Raw genomic sequence first — 15,671 nt, 5'->3', positions numbered from 1 at the left:
TCTTGTGACAAATAGAGTTGCGTTTGGTTTATGAAATATTCGTCCCCAGGTTGGTGTTATCAACAACCTGAACGATGGGAAAGTGGTTGTTGGTGATAACACCAACAACGGGCACACAATTATCTCTAGTTGGAAAGGCCGCCGGTCTTGCCATGTGATCCTTACAGGAGGACAGAGAGGGAGTTGAGAGGGTAAAAAAAAAAGAGATTTTTTTCCTAAAATTCTCAAAATTGAAAAATTTATGGGACATGGTAAGGGTTGGCCTTTGGCCTGTGTGGGGGAGGATCGGAGAAAAGTGTCTTTTTCTTTTGTCCAACACACAATGCTGGCCCAACAAATTCTCATTTGTTGTCCTTTTTTGGGCAAGCAAAAAATGAAGGAGCGGAGACATCGTTATTCGTCCGTCAAAACAAAATTGATTAAATTCGTAATCTGAAAAATGGAAAGACAAGCTGACATCAAGCATATTAAGAGCATATCGCAACTGATGCGGGAATTGGAACTTCCTGCACCTTTGCACCCATTGGTTGGGTTGGTGGATTACAATAAGGTTTCGATTGAAAAGTTTCCGAAAGGACAAAAAATAAGTCTTGATTTTTATAAAATTTCCTTTAAGTCTACATTTAAGGGACAGATAAAATACGGACAGGGACATTATGATTTTGAAGAAGGCGGATTGGCATTTTTGAAGCCTAGGCAAATCGTTTTTTCACCAACAGAAACAGAAAATTATGAAGGTTTTGCTTTGTATTTTCATTCTGACTTTTTACGAAATTATTCATTAGGAAATACGATACATAAGTATGGCTTTTTCTCTTACAATGTTTCAGAAGCCTTGTTTTTGTCGGCGAAAGAAAAAGAAATTATAGCCAATTTATTTACGACAATAGCCCACGAGTTAGCCAACAATATTGACGGTTTCAGCCAGGATGTTCTGGTATCACAACTAGAATTACTGCTCAATTACAGCAATCGTTTTTACAATCGCCAATTCATTACGAGAAAAGCGGTCAATCATGACATCATAGCTTCTTTGGATAAACTTTTAGAAAACTATTTTGAAGAAGAAAACAGTTTGAGAAACGGTTTACCATCCGTGAAATATATCAGCGCAGAATTAAAGCTATCGCAGCGTTATTTGAGTGATATGTTGCGTTCACTGACGGGACTCAATACCCAACAATACATTCAGAACGCCATCATAGAAAAAGCCAAAGAAAAATTATCAATGACAAATCTTTCCGTTTCAGAGATTGCGTATGAATTAGGTTTTGAACATTCACAATCGTTTAGCAAACTTTTCAAGACAAAGACAAATGTTTCGCCTTTGGAGTTCAGACAATCGTTTCATTAAAGATGGCAGAAAGCGAATGGAGTTTCCCCGTAAAAGTGTATATCTATTCGCTAAAGTAGCCATTTAGGAAGCAGTAGGCTTCCATGGGAAGGGATTAATTGGCCGAACTGATTACTAGGATGATTAGGTAATCGCTCTGGTATATCTTGTAACTATTCATAGGGATTGATGCCTTGTAGCTTACAGCTAACTACTACAGCTCAGGCGGATACGGCAGAGCCGTCTACCCGATTGGCAGTTTGTTGTTTTTTCATTCTGTTGGTCTTGCAAATTTCGCCATTTCATTCATTCCTTCGCCTGTCCTCCAAACATTGCGAAAAATCCATTCACTTATTTTCCATTGATTGTCTGTCTTAATGGCTTTTGTTGTCAAAACCCCACCTGCGTGAAAATGTTTCCCTTTAAGTGTCGGATTTTCGTCAACGTCGCCCCAAACGTGCATTGCCGTCAAGTTTATTCTAATTGTCGCTTTGTCGTTGTTAAGTTCTATGATAAAGTCGCTTGTCGTGTGTTGTGTCGCTTGGAAACGTGCAAAACTTTTTAGTTGTCCGTCGAGTATGTTGTGGTGTCCAATAGAAACTGCACCGTTTGGTTTTACAATTTGTCCGTCTGCGGTAAAAGTGTCTGCAACGATGCTTTTATCAAGTGTTTTTTCGTCAATAGCTCTGAAATAGCGAATGTGCAAGTCGCTAATTTTTGTCTTTTCAATTATATTTTCAAGTTCTTTTTCCATTGTCTTTTGTTGTCTGTTACTGTCTATGGTTTTGATTTTTACAATGACTGCCAACATCTGTGTTTACGAACTTCGTCTATTTCCTACTTATCGGAACCTTTAATTTAGGTTTATCAAAATTTATATTTGAGTTCGATTAACACTATTTCTGTTGTTTAAGTAATAGTAGGGATAAGTAGTATTATTTCAAAATTGTAGAACCTTTCAGACTACTATTTGCCAGTCCAACAGTCATTTTGTTTTATTGAGACTCTTTTGGATATAAAGGAACAGATGGAGGTACATCTTTCAATACTATTTGACAACAATGAACGCATACCCGCAATGAATTCGGAGACAGTGGGATGTTCTTTCTGAATATTCAGTATTCTCTTATTCCTTGCTAAAATTATGATAAACTTCAAGAAAATAGGGGCAGGCTGGATAGAATTCATGCCATTCCATATCTTCTTTAAATCCTTTGATCATGTCTAAACGAAGCAAGTCCAAATTATTCTCATATTCTGACCAATCTATATTGTCATGAAATCCGGTATCATCAGTATAACGATATAGGAATGCAAGTAAACAAATAGCATCCGCCAACTCACTCATTGCCCATTCCGTATTTTTGAATGAAACAGTGAATAATACACTCCCGTCTTCTTCAATAGGAACAGGTTGATATTGAAAATCACTTTCAAAATCGTCCCCATTATCTTTAGCAATCTCCCATATTTCTTGACCACAAAAAGCCAGGTTGAGATAATCAGATGCAATTTCAGCCTTTGAATGAATAGGCCATTGGGTTGTCTTGGGAATGGATATAAAAAATGTTTTCGAATCTCGTGTCCATAATATATTTCTCTGATCCCATAACAGGTCTTTTATCTTGTTTATAGTAAATCCTTTCAGGTCTTGTAGCTTAATCATGAATGCAAATTAAACTGATTTTTTACTGCTCTGTTATTATCCGGAAAAGAAACAGTGTGGAAATTTTTCGTAAAAAGGCAAGCTACTGTATCGGAAAGAGGTAAATTGCACTCAAAACCCGTTTTAAACTTTACTACGTATGCGAATTATTACGTTACTCAGTTTCTTATTTTACTCTTCAATCTGCTGTTCACAAACTCTTACGTTATTTGGAAAAATTTATGGTCGTAATGTTAGCAGCCACAACAAACTCTACTATACTACCATCTGATGAAGCACAGTTAATTAAATTATAATTAGCCAAAATACCAGTTAGCTTTCTGTGAAATAAAATCTTAAAGTTTTATAGCTCCAGTTGAATTTGCCAATGTTAGCTAGGCGCTAACTATGACTGGCTCGCTTTATAGGGGAGCTTACAGATATATCAATTCCCAGAAATGGAACAACTAATCCCCGTGGCTTCATATGGTAACTTTAAAGAAACAATTACCAATAATTGTTTTTCTCTTGATTTTAGTAAATGTCAAGGACTTGCCTCAACACAATACTGAGATATTGCAAGTTATAAGATGTAGCAAGGCAAATGGTCACACATACCTTTCTGAAAAACGGACATATAACCAAAAAAGGTTGTTGGAAAATCTTGTTGAATTTAATATTTATAATAACAGTGTATTAGATTCAATAGTCTTTACCTATGATAGTAAAAATAATTTAATCACTCAAATTGAGTATTTGCCTATAAATCAAGGAAAAAGGGTAAATACACAGTATGAAAAAGCAAATGAAATTAGTTATATCTATAATGAAAGGAACTCCTTAATAGATATAAAGGGCAATTTTAATACTGTTAAATTATACGAGCCAATTTTTCCCACTCTTCTATTTAAAGATCCTTTAAAACTTCTTGAAAAAGAGATAGGAGAAATAGACATAATAGTTAATAATGCCTACAAGAAAGATTCAAGAAAGCTAAAAAGAGATTCGGTAGCAGTATTAATCGATTCTTATAGCACAAATTGTCGCACTGAATTATTTTCACAATATGGTATTTCAAACGAAACTTTTCTAAAAAGAATGTAAGTTTCTTACACTGAAAGTAATTTATTATTAGATGATAAGTTTGTATTTGAAGATACAGTTATTGAAAGGAAATACTATTATACACATGGATTAATACAGAAGATAGAGGTAATTATTACAGTAGATAAAAAGAAAATATTCTATAAGGAAGTATTTAAATATAATTTCGTTTCTCAAAGAAAATAAAAGCAACCAAAAAAGGACACTCTGCTTAATGCTTCCCCACGCAAGCTCAACTCCTATACTCACTGAAAAAGGAGGAGGATTTAAGTTTATATCTGATGAAGCACAGTTAATTAAATTATAGTTAGCTAAAATACCAGATAGCTTTCTGTGAAATAGAATCTTAGCGTTTTATAGCTCCTGTTGAATTTGCCAAGACCACCTAGGCTCTAACTATAACTAGCTCACTTTATAGGAAAACTATGATTATCAAAAAGAGACTGGAGACTTTGGAACTACCAATGAAAAGAAACCTGAAATATCTAATTTATTTTTGTATACTGTTATTAACTCTTGTCTTTGTACATACTAATCCTCTTTCGGCAAAGTTTCTATTGGGATATCCTCAAGGAATGAGGTTATTACTTGAGTGCCTTACGTTTGGTGGTGCAATCTATAGTATTGACTCTGAGCTTTGCAATTGGTTCAAAAAAAGAATATATGGATTGTTTTTCTATCTGTTAGTACGATTAGTAGTATCATTTGTTTTTGCTTTTCTTCCTTTTGATATAATCATTAATACTCCCAATGCAAAAGGTTTCATTAACTATATCCTTATTCATAACTGGCGGCCTAATATCATATATTACCAGTGTATACTAACATTATTTCTTGTTGAGGTTGTAGTATCCTTTATAAACGGTTATAAGAGCACCCACTAGTCTCACAAAATCTGGTTTGAGAATATGCTCCGTTGTAAGAGTGACCACATTTGTCGGTAGAGAGATCCGGATGAAAAAGTTATGTACTAAGTATCTTGATGAAAATCAGACCCAACTTACTATAAGATGACAGCAAAAGAATTTACAGAACAATTAAAAGCAAAAACTCCGGATATAGACTTACTAATCGCGAGTGTAGGAAGTGAGATAGCACCAGTTATAATAAAAGAATATACGTGTTTACCTAAAAATGAGAGTTATCAGGAAAATACAAATCCCATTATTGAGCTTATTACAAATTACAAGAGTCAAATATCTCTCGGATTTATTGGTTTTATACAAGAACTTTCAACTATCAATGGGTTTATACACTTTGCTCTTTTTCAAGAAGATCTGGTACTACTAGATAAGGACTCTGATGAAATAATTGTAGTACTTCCAGATGATATATTTTTATTAGAACCTGGTCAGTATCCTGCAATTAGATTCTATTGTGCTCAAAATGCTTCATCTTTTCTGGAAGTGATAATTTCATATGCAGAAATCAATACTAATGAACTCTTGGGAAAGAGATATACTCTTCAAAAAGAGGAATTTCTGTTAGAAGAACTTTCACAAAAGGCTGGAGGGGAAAAGTATAAAAAGTTCATTTCCGTCTTATTAAATATACAAACACCTCAATCTTAGTATATATCTGACCTACATATTCATCAATCAAAACAATTAATTCCTTATTGGATAGTGATAAATTTAATCTACTTGAATCTGCACTTGATAAATATAATGTGGAGAAGCCTAAATAGTATCACCTTGTTATGGTTGTTTTCCGGATATATGGATGTGAAAACAACAACTGATACGAAAGAATTAGTTTGTGATAGTCTTATCTATTCTTTAGATAATCGGATTTCAGAAAATGCGATCGACAGTCTGGTAAGAGGAAAAACAGTTGTGATACAGAAGGAGAAAACTCAGGTAAATCCTTCTAAATAAGTAAATACTCATAGATAATATGAAAAAAATACTATATACTAGTATGTTTGCCCTTTTTATGTCTTGCTCTTCGTCAAGATCTGACATTTCAACGGATAGTGTCAATGTAGATACAGGATATCAAGTAGAAATAGTGAATGGTATTATCTTGATAGAATTACCGAATGGCGTTTCTTTTAATTGGGACAATGAATGCTCCAGAATTGTAGATGATAGTTTGTATCGTTCACTCATCACTACTTTTTCTACAAAACAACATAGCACTATTAAGCTTATACTGGACACAACTATAACACCTGCCAGGGTATGCCCTTTTGATAAAAATTTATTAGTTGGGGATTTAGCATTTTTGCTAATTGATAAGATTAAGGGTATACCTTATCTTAAGGCATTAGACGTTCGGTTCGATTCTTTTCAGGCTGATTGTTACTATCCTGTTAGTTTATTTGCTTATATTAACAATTCTAGACATGAGGTGTATAAAAAAGTGGAATTGTATCTTAAGTAGGACTCCAGACCCGTTTTAGTAAAGTATCCTGAAACGAATATGAGAGTGAATTTATACATTGTGAATGAGATGTAGGAAAGAATGCAGTAGGAGAAGCTAGAAGGTTATCTTTTCATTGCTCCCCGACCTTATTTTTTGTGAAAGCGATTACTAAGGAAGTTATACTAGAAATGATGGAATATTTATCAGCCCAACAACCTGGCTATTTAAGTCGAGTTCTACTACAGGTTAAGAAATGACATCTTCAATAATCTTGCAAAAGTCAGGCAGTACTGTCTGACTTCTGCTTTTTAGAGATACAGAAACTATTTCAGATAGCTTTTCACTTGTCAGCTCTCTTGTATATTTCTCAAAAATCATAGTAATACTTATCATCCTAATGAATGGATAGATTATCCAGTATAGAATAACCAGTGGTTACAAATTATAAAGAAAAAGGATTTGTATCTTAACCAGGATTTATTCTATAAACCTATATCGTATTGAGACCTGATTGCTTCTTATGGACAAGCTGGAACAAACAATTCTTGAAATAAATACTTTTGTCAGAAAAGACCTTTGGCAGGACTTTCAGGTATCTGTCTTTGAATATGGAAGCTTGAAAATAGTAGGAGGTATTGATTTGAGTTCAAATCATACAATCGAAATTACATTCATTGCTACTTCTTTTATGGAAATAAACTATGAGTGGATGACAGATACCTCAAAAGATATGCTTATGCTGGCCTCTGATGAAGAAAATTTCTATTTGAATGCCAGGTATCAGATCGAAGAAGGCTATACATTATTTAAGATTATCCCAAAATATTTTGAGGAACAGGAAGATTTTGGATTCTTTGTTGCCGCCAAAGACATATCTTTTAAAACGGAAAAGGTATATTATTTCCCTCCTAATACTGAGACAGATTTATGAAATAACCCAAAAAATATTAGCGTTTTATAACTTCTGTTGAATTTACTAAGACCAGCCAGGCGCTACTTACTACTAGCTCACTTTATAGGGAAACTTACAGTATGAATAAACAGGTAAAAGAGTTGTCGGAAAGGATCTATCACATTCTTTATACTTTTTCTTTAGACAAGCAAGCGACTCTCATACCAGATTCAATAAAGGAAATATTGGATACGATTGATAGAAACTCCTTTACTAAATTGCTTGTCTATACTTTAAAGCAGTATGATTCCGACTACTTTGTTCTGTTCATGTTTGCCTGTGTAGATTCGGGTTACTATGAAAACATATCCTACAGGAGTTTGAAAAATATCTTAGTTAAAATAGCTGATGATCAGACCGCACTCTATACATTCATTTCCTTCTTTTTTCAGTATTTAGATAGTAATCTTAGTAAGGAAACTGTAATCCTTGATAAGGGGTTATCCGCCTCATTTACAAATGAGTTATTTCCTGTTCGCTCTGGAGCCGTATTGTATAAACAATTACTACACTACCATTTAGATACAAGTGTTTCTGCATTCGATAACTTCTCCCAAAAGCTATTGGATGAGGGAGCGGGTAGGCGTGAGAGAATTATATATTCTGAAACTGAAGAGCAAATAGAATCTTATAGAATCATTTATCGTGAAATGAGACTGGATTTTAAATATTCACGAGTAAGTAAATTTTCAGGGCTATTTCGTTCTGCTTTAGGAATGTTATTTACTGAACAAGATCAGGAATTGTTAGAATTAGTCCACCAAGCTGCTATTGCAGGCGTTGAGAGTAGTTATTTTCCTGACCCTAAAGTACCATTTGATGTATGGGTATTAGAAAAATTAAAAGACGCAGATGAATGGCACCTACCCTATATATTAGACGTTGTGGGGCACACAAAAAATCCTTCATACAGTAAGTGGATAGATACGTACGCAACTCATGTTAATCCTGCGATAAGTAATGCTGCCAAGCGAGCTTTGGATAGATTAACAGTATACCTGATTTCTGACAAGATTATGTCCTGAGTAAGGTGTTTGTCGTTGCTACTAAAGAAGAACTTAAAGGATTGTTAGAACTTTACTTTTATCCAAAGAAATGATTATTACAAGTGAGGATTTTTGTTTACTTACCAAACCTATTTTCTCAGACTTGAGCATAGAGGTAATCAACTATATCAAATCGTTAGATTACACAGTACAATGTAAATATATTGATGGAGATCTATAATGTGAAATCACTAAAGAGGGATACTATGATCAACACGAGGAGGCACAATATGTTTTATTTGACGCATTTGTTGCGCCTATAATTGGGTATGATGAAACTGAAGTAGCCAAGATTGAAAGAATCCTAGGTATTTCATCTGAAGAGCCCATCTTCTTGATTGGTTTTGACATCAATATGATAAGAGGTCCTCAACTTATGCAGAAAGTCATAAAAGATTTAGTTCCTTTTTTACAACTGAATCGGTACAAAGATAGCCTGGTAATCGACTTTGAATCAAAGTTGTACTCCTTTGAAGAGTTTGAAAACGTGTGGGGAGATTATGATGCACTCAGTTGAATTTGATGAGCATCCCCTGATGGTTGTTGTCTGCAATAAGGCGTATCAGAAGGCTTTTTAGTACTTATATTCAACTAGTAAAAGATGCTCTATGGCATTGACCCGAATTTCATAACCAAAGTTTAGTTGCCTCCTATCATGAAAGAAGTAATACAAGTCTATACAGATGTTAAGGGATACAGTGTAAAGGGGGGAAACTTACTCCTGTATTTTAGTAATCGACACCTTTATTGGAATAACACCCTGATCACAGATGATCTTCCCGGATCTGATTATGAACTTTATACAGATGTTCTTTTCTATGTAAAAAAAGGTGGGAGTACTTATGTATATGATCTACGTGATGGGTCACAACGTTTTATCAATAAGCGGTATTTGTGGCGCTCTTATGTAGATGGTATCGGTTTATTTCTTGATAATGAAGAGTACGTTACGATAAGAGTGACAGATGGACAGGAGATTTCCCGGACAGTGTTTCCGAAAGGGGTTGAACGCATGTGTTTTAGCGACTATATTTTTCAGACAACATTTAAAAACGAGAAAAAAGAAATACTGCAATGTTTTGACCGGACTACGGGAGAATATCAATGGGAATATGATGCCAGAAAAGAAGGAGCCTATCAGGATTTTAGTAGGCGAGATAGTATCCATTCAGGTGAAATCCATAGAATTTTAGGAAGATATGAAGATATTGTGGTAGTAGCGGTTACAGGTGAACATCTCATGGCATTTGATGTAAGGACTGGCAATAAACGATGGCAGATAGATTCCGTAACAGGTGCCATTCCTCTATATTTGCAAAATAACCCGCGGCTGCCATCCGCAAGTGAGTTCAAACTAGACCCCATAACCGGAGTTCTCACTTCCTTTTATCAGGGTATCTATATTGAGATCGATGCCCGTACAGGTACAGCGATAAAAGTACTGAACGACTATACACACCTTACAGATACAAGAATGGAACTGGTACACTCTAATTGGTACAAAGAAGGTCCGTATATCTATTATTTTACAGATGGTTTTCGGAAGCGACTACCTCAACTTATTGCATATGATACAGATCAGGCAAAGGTGGTCTGGACACATATATTTGAGGGTAAGAGTCAAATAGAATCATATGATCGGTATGCATTGACAAAAATGATATATGATCGTGGACTTTTCTATGTGTGGGATATTAACCATGTTTTGACAGTGTTGAAGAACTGATCAACTACTCTTTTATACCTCCCAATGACCCTCTACATCAGCAGTACTGTACCAAAAGCGAAAAAGTAATAGAGTTCGCTATACTGCCTAAGTAATGTTGGACAATTGGGTAAAACCTGTATTTATTTCCTGCCGGGAGCTATTTTTGCGAGTAACATCATCCCTCAGTTGATAGTATTACTAACCTGAACGGTGGAAAAATCTGTAAAATCATTTCATAGCTATATTTCAATATCTGTTCTTATGAAAAAACAGTTAGGTCTTTTATCTATACTTGTTACTATCCTCTTCTCTGTTTCTGGCTGGAGCCAGCAGTATACCTTTAAACGAACTATCGGGAAAACCAATCTGGATTACCCTTCTGATGTTGCCGTAGACAAACAAGGTTCTGTGTATGTTTCCAGTCGGAATGGAGCTATTATAAAACTGGACCCCAATGGCTTCTATCAATCCGTTTTTGCCTCTGCAGTTTCGAAACCAAATTTTCCCTATCAAACAAAACACATTACGCTGGATAAAGAAGGTAATCTGTGGGCTGCTGACAACGACAAAAATCAGATTACCAAATTTAATTCACGTGGCGATGTGCTACTTCAATTTGGTTCGAAAGGGAAAGGCGATGGACAGTTTAATAGTCCCACGGGAATAGCTGTAGATAGTAAGGGCAATAGCTGGATTGCCGATTGTGAAAATCATCGTATTCAAAAATTTGATAAGAATGGTAATTTCTTGCTTCAATTTGGCTCAAAAGGAAAAGAGGATGAACAATTTGTATATCCTCAGGATGTGACAATAGATCGCGATGGAAATGTATGGGTTGCAGATACTGAAAACCACCGTATTCAGAAGTTTGATTCCAATGGAAAGTTTTTGCTGAAATTTGGCATTAATAGTATTGGTAAGGGAGAATTTGTGTTACCCTGGAGTATAGTAACAGATAGTGAAAATGCTATCTGGGTGGCAGATAAAGGAAATAACCGCATCCAGAAGTTTGACAAGAATGGGACATTTTTACTGGCATGCGGAGCCTATGGATCAAATGATGGTCAATTAAATACGCCAATGGGACTAACCGTTGACTCTAAAGGAATTGTTTGGATAGCAGATTGTTATAACTATCGTTTACAGAAATTTGATAAGAATGGAAAGTATGTTGGAAAATATGGCGATCCAGGATCAGCGAATGACCAGTTTAACAATCCGCAAGAAGTTGCAGTTGACACGAAAGGAAACCTATGGATTGTAGATAGTGGAAATAATCGTATTCAAAAGTTTGATTCAAACGGGAAATACCTTTTTACACTAGGCTCATTAGGTGCCGAAGATACTCAATTGAATAGTCCAACTGGCATCACTACCGATAGTCAGGGAAATGTATGGGTAACTGACTCAAAAAATTACTGTGTAAAAAAGTTTGATACCAATGGTAAATTCCTGTTAAAGTTTGGATCGAAGGGAAGTGGAGATGACCAGTTCACTTCTCCAGCAGGTATAAACATAGACCGTCAGGGTAATATCTGGGTATCTGATGTTGCAAATAATTGTATCCGGAAGTTTGATGCTAATGGAAAGTTTTTGTTAAGGATTGGATCAAATGGAAACAAAGAGGGGAAATTTAGTGATCCATTGGATATCGCAACAGATAGTCAGGGAAATATGTGGGTTGTAGATAAGAACAATCAACGTTTACAAAAGTTTGATGCCAATGGTCAGTTTTTATTGGTCATTCAAGCTTTAGGCCTTAGTGATGGACAGTTTCGTTTTCCTGCTAGTATTAAAATAGATCAGGAGGACAATATTTGGATATCAGATTTAGATTATTTTCGTATTCAGAAGCTGGATGCTACTGGAAAATTTTTATTGAAAATAGATGTTGCTATGAACAATCCTCTCAGTTTTGCTTTAGGAAAAAATGGGGATGTGTATTGTACAAGTCCTCGTACAGGCGTGATGGTGTATACTCTCAGTAAAAAATAGAGGACTGATGACTCTCAACTAAGTAGACAGGCTAAACCTTGTTATTCGGGATCTTGTGGTTCGTCTGGCATTAACTCACTTTATTCCACCCAGAACTAGTGTAAAAGTCAAGCTCAGTGTCTGACTTTTGCTTTTTAGGGATACAGAAACCATTTCAGATAGCTTACAATTGCGTATAAAGTAAGCCTTCGACCAGCAATGTGTTTGCCAGTTAACCTAAATAGAATACTTTGCCTGCTTATTAATTATATAAAGGCTGATGAGTTAGTGATCCGTATGCATCCGGGCAAATACATGTCCTCACTCGAATAGATACAAATCACTGACTTACTCTTATCCAATTTTATCCAACAGCACCAGTCCGAAGACCGGTGCCAATCTGGGCTAGCGAAGATCCAATTTAGCTTTCATGTTTTTCGCTTTTCAATTAAAAAAAAAGTTACTATAAACAGTAAGATACTTGTTATATGGAACGGCAAACTGGTATCTCCTAGAATATGTATCCATATTATATAGCTCAGAATACTCGATGCGATCCCAACAAAAAAACCATATAATGAAGATATAATTCTGTTTTTTTTACTAATGATCATAAAAAAAAGTGCACTCGATAAAACAATAGAATATAATCTAATAGATAATCCTCCATCCTTTCCTTGATAATAAGAAAGATCGGATGACTTAATTTTAAAATCAATCCATGCAACGATCGAAGATATAATTATTAAAAAAAACACTACTTTGATTTTACGCTCCATATTTTATTTTAACACTGTCTCACTTTGATTATTTAAATTAGTTGTTGCCTTTGTAGCAACAGCCTCTGCTGCTTTTGAATTGTACCCGTCCACCTGAGTACCGTGAAAAGGCTTACCCTTACTTTTTCCATCGATTAGGGAGTAAATTGGAGAACTTACCTTCATAGTCTGAACTGTTGAGTTTCGCTAGTACGTCACTTAGCCATGCATGCGGATTAAGGTTATTACGTTGGCAAGATCCTAAAAATGAATACAGTATAGCTGCGTTTTGAGCAGCCAGATATGAGCCTGCAAAAAGGTGATTTTTACGACCTAAAGCAATAGGGCGGATTATGTACTCGACTGCATTGTTGTCGATTTGAAGATGACCGTGATAGAGATAGACGGTGAGTTTATCTCAAATCCCGAACGTATAGGCAATCGCTTTCCCAATGGGACTACCAGGTAATACCTTTGTGTACTGCTCTTGCAAATAGATTTTGAGTTTGTCATTGTATACTTCATACCCATCTGTCTGAAGCATGCCCTGGCAGTTGGTAAGCAATTGAGCAAGGCCCTTTTGTCCTCTCTCAGTTTGATGTCACACAATACAAGGTCTGCAACAGGAGCATGGTAAGCCCATAAGTAGCCTAAATGACAAGCTCCTTTCTTGTTTGCATCCTGTACCCTTAAGGTAGTTTCATCGGTTTGACTGTATTTGTTAGCTTTGTATAGGAGTGCTTACTTGGGCAAGAGTACTAGAGGATTCAGTAGGATTGCTTTCTTGTTCAAAGCGTTTACACCAATAGATGAACTGGGCTGCTGTAATGCCTTCTTGCCGACAGTAAGCAGCTCGGGTTAGATTGCTTTGCTTGAAACGTTGGTAGATCCGAAACCTTCGAGCTTGTAAAGGTAAGTTGTCTGTCATTCTGCAAAGCTAACCTCCTACCTGTTCCGAGTAAAGACGGCTTGGCTCGGACGTATACATATATTTTGTTAAGACTGCTCGGTAGTAGTTTGAAAAACGATAGACGTTTAGTTATATGCGAAAACTTGCTTTGGTTATTTTGTTTCTAGTAACAAGTATACGTGCAAAGGCTCAGTGGGCCTGTGATGATATTATGACATTGGTTAATACTAAGTGGATACTTAATACCTATAAGCGTGTGGATGATTCAGTGAAATTAAAAGCGCCAGATCCACAATATATGATTGCCTTCTGTGAAAAAGGATGTATAGAATTTTATGTAGACGGAGTAGTAATAGGGACTGGGTATTATAAAAGAAATAAAAGGAGATGTTATGATATTGAGCCAGGTAAGGCAGTCAGACGGTATACTCCCGGTTGGGCAGCGAAGAAACCCAAACTCTTTGATACCTATTTCTCTCATTTTTACTCGGATATGATAAGTGCTTTTATCCTGCTGATAAGGGATAAAACTATAGAGCTGCATTTTAGTAATGATCCTGGAGATTGGGGATGGTTACGATTTAAACGAGTGTTGTTGTAATTTCGTCAGGTTGGTATATAATCAAATAACAGGTAATATGCGTTTGGGTAGTACAAACAGGTTAGTAAGATTTTATCTTCTTTTACTGATAGGGGGTATATGCAGCTCCTGCCGTTTGCAGTATGTGTTTGACAAGACTCCAGATGAACTAAGAGGAAAGAAATGGGTGCTAACTGAGTTTACCCATCCTGTTTCTGGTATCACAGAAGTGATAGATCCTACAGCATACCTGACGGGGTGTACGCATAAATTTGAAGTGGAATTTCTGGATAAGGGTGTGATGCGAACTATGGTAAACACAAAGCATCTGTCATTGGGCTATTACCGGGTAAAAGATCGAAAGTTTAGTGTTATCAATTCCAGGGTAAGTTCAGTATGGGTAGATGCGTCCGAAGAGTGCCATTCAGATGCAGTAGACAGAGGTGAATTTTATAGAATGATGCTGTCCACTAAATCGTATCAGATAGATAATGAAAGTCTGATCATTAACTTTTCGATACGAAGTACTAGCCTTTCCAGAGATGGAATATTGAAGTTCAGGAAAGTAAATGGGCTTTCTGAATAGGCTTCCATCCCTATTAGTTCTGGGAGAGAATATGATTGTCTTGCAAAGAGGCTATCGTTTGAAATATTTTTGTTCACCCCGATACTGCAAATCTACCGAGTCCTGTGCTATAGTTTGCACAGTAACATCTGCTGTAATGATAAATAACGTTGATCTTATAGGGAAAGGTTTGGTGAAAACACGATGAGCTTATTATTTAAATTAACACTATATGTTTGAAGTAGTAATTGGTAGAGATCCGGACCCGTATGAAAATTATATACTCTACTTTCACTGTGATAGTTATTACCTTCTTGAATTCTTAATGATTATGCTTGATGCAAATCTTCAAACTGTGTTGATGACTGAAAAGCAGTTACGTTTTGAGGGAGAAGAGCTTTTTCTGCTTCAGCAAACAATAGAAAAATGGTTACGGGAACAGTTAGTGATCAGACCCTCAGATTGGTTCTTAGAGTATGAACCTGTACTGATTTTAGGTGAAGAAGTACATCTTTGTTCAAAACTGTTAAGAACAGATCATGAGATTGAAAAACTCCATATACTCTATGAATCCATTGGGGAAACTTTACAAAGGGGACTAGGAATGGTATTTCTTCTGACGGAAATTTTAAGATAGATTTACTAAATGATACCTTACACTTGCCAAAGTCAGATTGTACAGTCTGACTTTGGATTTTTAGGGATACAGAAGCCATAACGATCTCCTTT

General features: G+C 35.8%; 18 protein-coding genes and 1 pseudogene. 13 read left to right on the top strand and 6 right to left on the bottom strand.

The genetic code is table 11. From position 1 onward, the window contains the following. Nucleotides 1-439: 439 nt before the first annotated feature. On the top strand, nt 440-1,354 hold the full coding sequence (locus QNI22_RS11130; RefSeq protein WP_314510709.1) for a helix-turn-helix domain-containing protein: 915 nt from the start codon (nt 440-442) through the stop codon (nt 1,352-1,354). Between the two features lie 250 nt (nt 1,355-1,604). Here QNI22_RS11130 and QNI22_RS11125 read toward each other — a convergent pair whose 3' ends face one another. Together QNI22_RS11125 and QNI22_RS11120 are read right to left on the bottom strand one after the other, a co-directional pair. Beyond that, nucleotides 1,605-2,087, bottom strand: a complete 483-nt coding sequence (locus tag QNI22_RS11125) for a nuclear transport factor 2 family protein (protein WP_314510708.1) — start codon at nt 2,085-2,087, stop codon at nt 1,605-1,607. 372 nt (nt 2,088-2,459) lie between these two features. After that, complete coding sequence (locus QNI22_RS11120) at nt 2,460-2,999, bottom strand: hypothetical protein (RefSeq protein WP_314510707.1); 540 nt, start codon at nt 2,997-2,999, stop codon at nt 2,460-2,462. A 465-nt stretch (nt 3,000-3,464) separates the two neighbouring features. Here QNI22_RS11120 and QNI22_RS11115 point away from each other — a divergent pair, with 465 nt between their 5' ends. The 9 genes from QNI22_RS11115 (at nt 3,465) to QNI22_RS11075 (ending at nt 12,150) form a co-directional block, all read left to right on the top strand. Continuing rightward, complete coding sequence (locus QNI22_RS11115) at nt 3,465-4,082, top strand: hypothetical protein (RefSeq protein ID WP_314510706.1); 618 nt, start codon at nt 3,465-3,467, stop codon at nt 4,080-4,082. Nucleotides 4,083-5,092: 1,010 nt separating this feature from the next. Continuing rightward, nucleotides 5,093-5,653, top strand: a complete 561-nt coding sequence (locus QNI22_RS11110; protein ID WP_314510705.1) for a hypothetical protein — start codon at nt 5,093-5,095, stop codon at nt 5,651-5,653. A 96-nt stretch (nt 5,654-5,749) separates the two neighbouring features. Continuing rightward, entirely contained in the window at nt 5,750-5,959 is a 210-nt protein-coding gene (locus QNI22_RS11105; RefSeq protein ID WP_314510704.1) for a hypothetical protein, read from the top strand. A gap of 19 nt (nt 5,960-5,978) precedes the next feature. Continuing rightward, entirely contained in the window at nt 5,979-6,467 is a 489-nt protein-coding gene (locus QNI22_RS11100) for a hypothetical protein (RefSeq protein ID WP_314510703.1), read from the top strand. Nucleotides 6,468-6,969: 502 nt separating this feature from the next. Then, complete coding sequence (locus QNI22_RS11095) at nt 6,970-7,380, top strand: hypothetical protein (protein ID WP_314510702.1); 411 nt, start codon at nt 6,970-6,972, stop codon at nt 7,378-7,380. Nucleotides 7,381-7,481: 101 nt separating this feature from the next. Then, nucleotides 7,482-8,426, top strand: a complete 945-nt coding sequence (locus QNI22_RS11090; protein ID WP_314510701.1) for a hypothetical protein — start codon at nt 7,482-7,484, stop codon at nt 8,424-8,426. Between the two features lie 397 nt (nt 8,427-8,823). Next, nucleotides 8,824-8,964 carry a hypothetical protein gene (locus QNI22_RS11085; RefSeq protein ID WP_314510700.1) on the top strand — a complete coding sequence of 47 codons (141 nt, stop codon included), beginning with the start codon at nt 8,824-8,826 and terminating at the stop codon, nt 8,962-8,964. A gap of 138 nt (nt 8,965-9,102) precedes the next feature. Then, complete coding sequence (locus QNI22_RS11080; RefSeq protein WP_314510699.1) at nt 9,103-10,173, top strand: outer membrane protein assembly factor BamB family protein; 1,071 nt, start codon at nt 9,103-9,105, stop codon at nt 10,171-10,173. 243 nt (nt 10,174-10,416) lie between these two features. Then, nucleotides 10,417-12,150, top strand: a complete 1,734-nt coding sequence (locus QNI22_RS11075) for a virginiamycin B lyase family protein (RefSeq protein ID WP_314510698.1) — start codon at nt 10,417-10,419, stop codon at nt 12,148-12,150. A gap of 876 nt (nt 12,151-13,026) precedes the next feature. Here the strand turns inward: QNI22_RS11075 and QNI22_RS40275 are convergent. The 4 genes and pseudogenes from QNI22_RS40275 to tnpA form a co-directional block, all read right to left on the bottom strand. Further along, a complete protein-coding gene (locus QNI22_RS40275; RefSeq protein WP_419836229.1) occupies nt 13,027-13,164 on the bottom strand; it encodes a transposase domain-containing protein in 138 nt (45 codons plus the stop codon). A gap of 24 nt (nt 13,165-13,188) precedes the next feature. Continuing rightward, nucleotides 13,189-13,293 (bottom strand): annotated as a pseudogene (locus QNI22_RS40265) (IS66 family transposase); the annotation flags it as partial. Nucleotides 13,294-13,305: 12 nt separating this feature from the next. Continuing rightward, nucleotides 13,306-13,431, bottom strand: a complete 126-nt coding sequence (locus tag QNI22_RS11070) for a hypothetical protein (protein ID WP_314510697.1) — start codon at nt 13,429-13,431, stop codon at nt 13,306-13,308. A gap of 177 nt (nt 13,432-13,608) precedes the next feature. Beyond that, on the bottom strand, nt 13,609-13,815 hold the full coding sequence (tnpA, locus tag QNI22_RS11065; RefSeq protein WP_314510696.1) for an IS66 family insertion sequence element accessory protein TnpA: 207 nt from the start codon (nt 13,813-13,815) through the stop codon (nt 13,609-13,611). A gap of 115 nt (nt 13,816-13,930) precedes the next feature. Between tnpA and QNI22_RS11060 the strand changes: the two genes are divergently transcribed. The 3 genes from QNI22_RS11060 to QNI22_RS11050 all read left to right on the top strand — a co-directional run bounded on the left by QNI22_RS11060 (nt 13,931) and on the right by QNI22_RS11050 (nt 15,579). Next, a complete protein-coding gene (locus tag QNI22_RS11060; protein ID WP_314510695.1) occupies nt 13,931-14,398 on the top strand; it encodes a hypothetical protein in 468 nt (155 codons plus the stop codon). Between the two features lie 115 nt (nt 14,399-14,513). After that, the gene (locus QNI22_RS11055; protein ID WP_314510694.1) at nt 14,514-14,963 is read left to right on the top strand and encodes a hypothetical protein; all 450 of its coding nucleotides are present in this window, start codon (nt 14,514-14,516) and stop codon (nt 14,961-14,963) included. A gap of 211 nt (nt 14,964-15,174) precedes the next feature. Continuing rightward, nucleotides 15,175-15,579: a hypothetical protein gene (locus QNI22_RS11050; RefSeq protein ID WP_314510693.1), complete on the top strand. Its 405-nt coding sequence runs from the start codon at nt 15,175-15,177 to the stop codon at nt 15,577-15,579. Nucleotides 15,580-15,671: the final 92 nt, after the last annotated feature.

Source organism: Xanthocytophaga agilis, from assembly GCF_030068605.1.
GTDB classification, from domain to species: domain Bacteria; phylum Bacteroidota; class Bacteroidia; order Cytophagales; family 172606-1; genus Xanthocytophaga; species Xanthocytophaga agilis.
The sequence above is the reverse complement of the archived record's forward strand: the minus strand, read 5'-3'. Positions and strand labels throughout refer to the sequence as shown.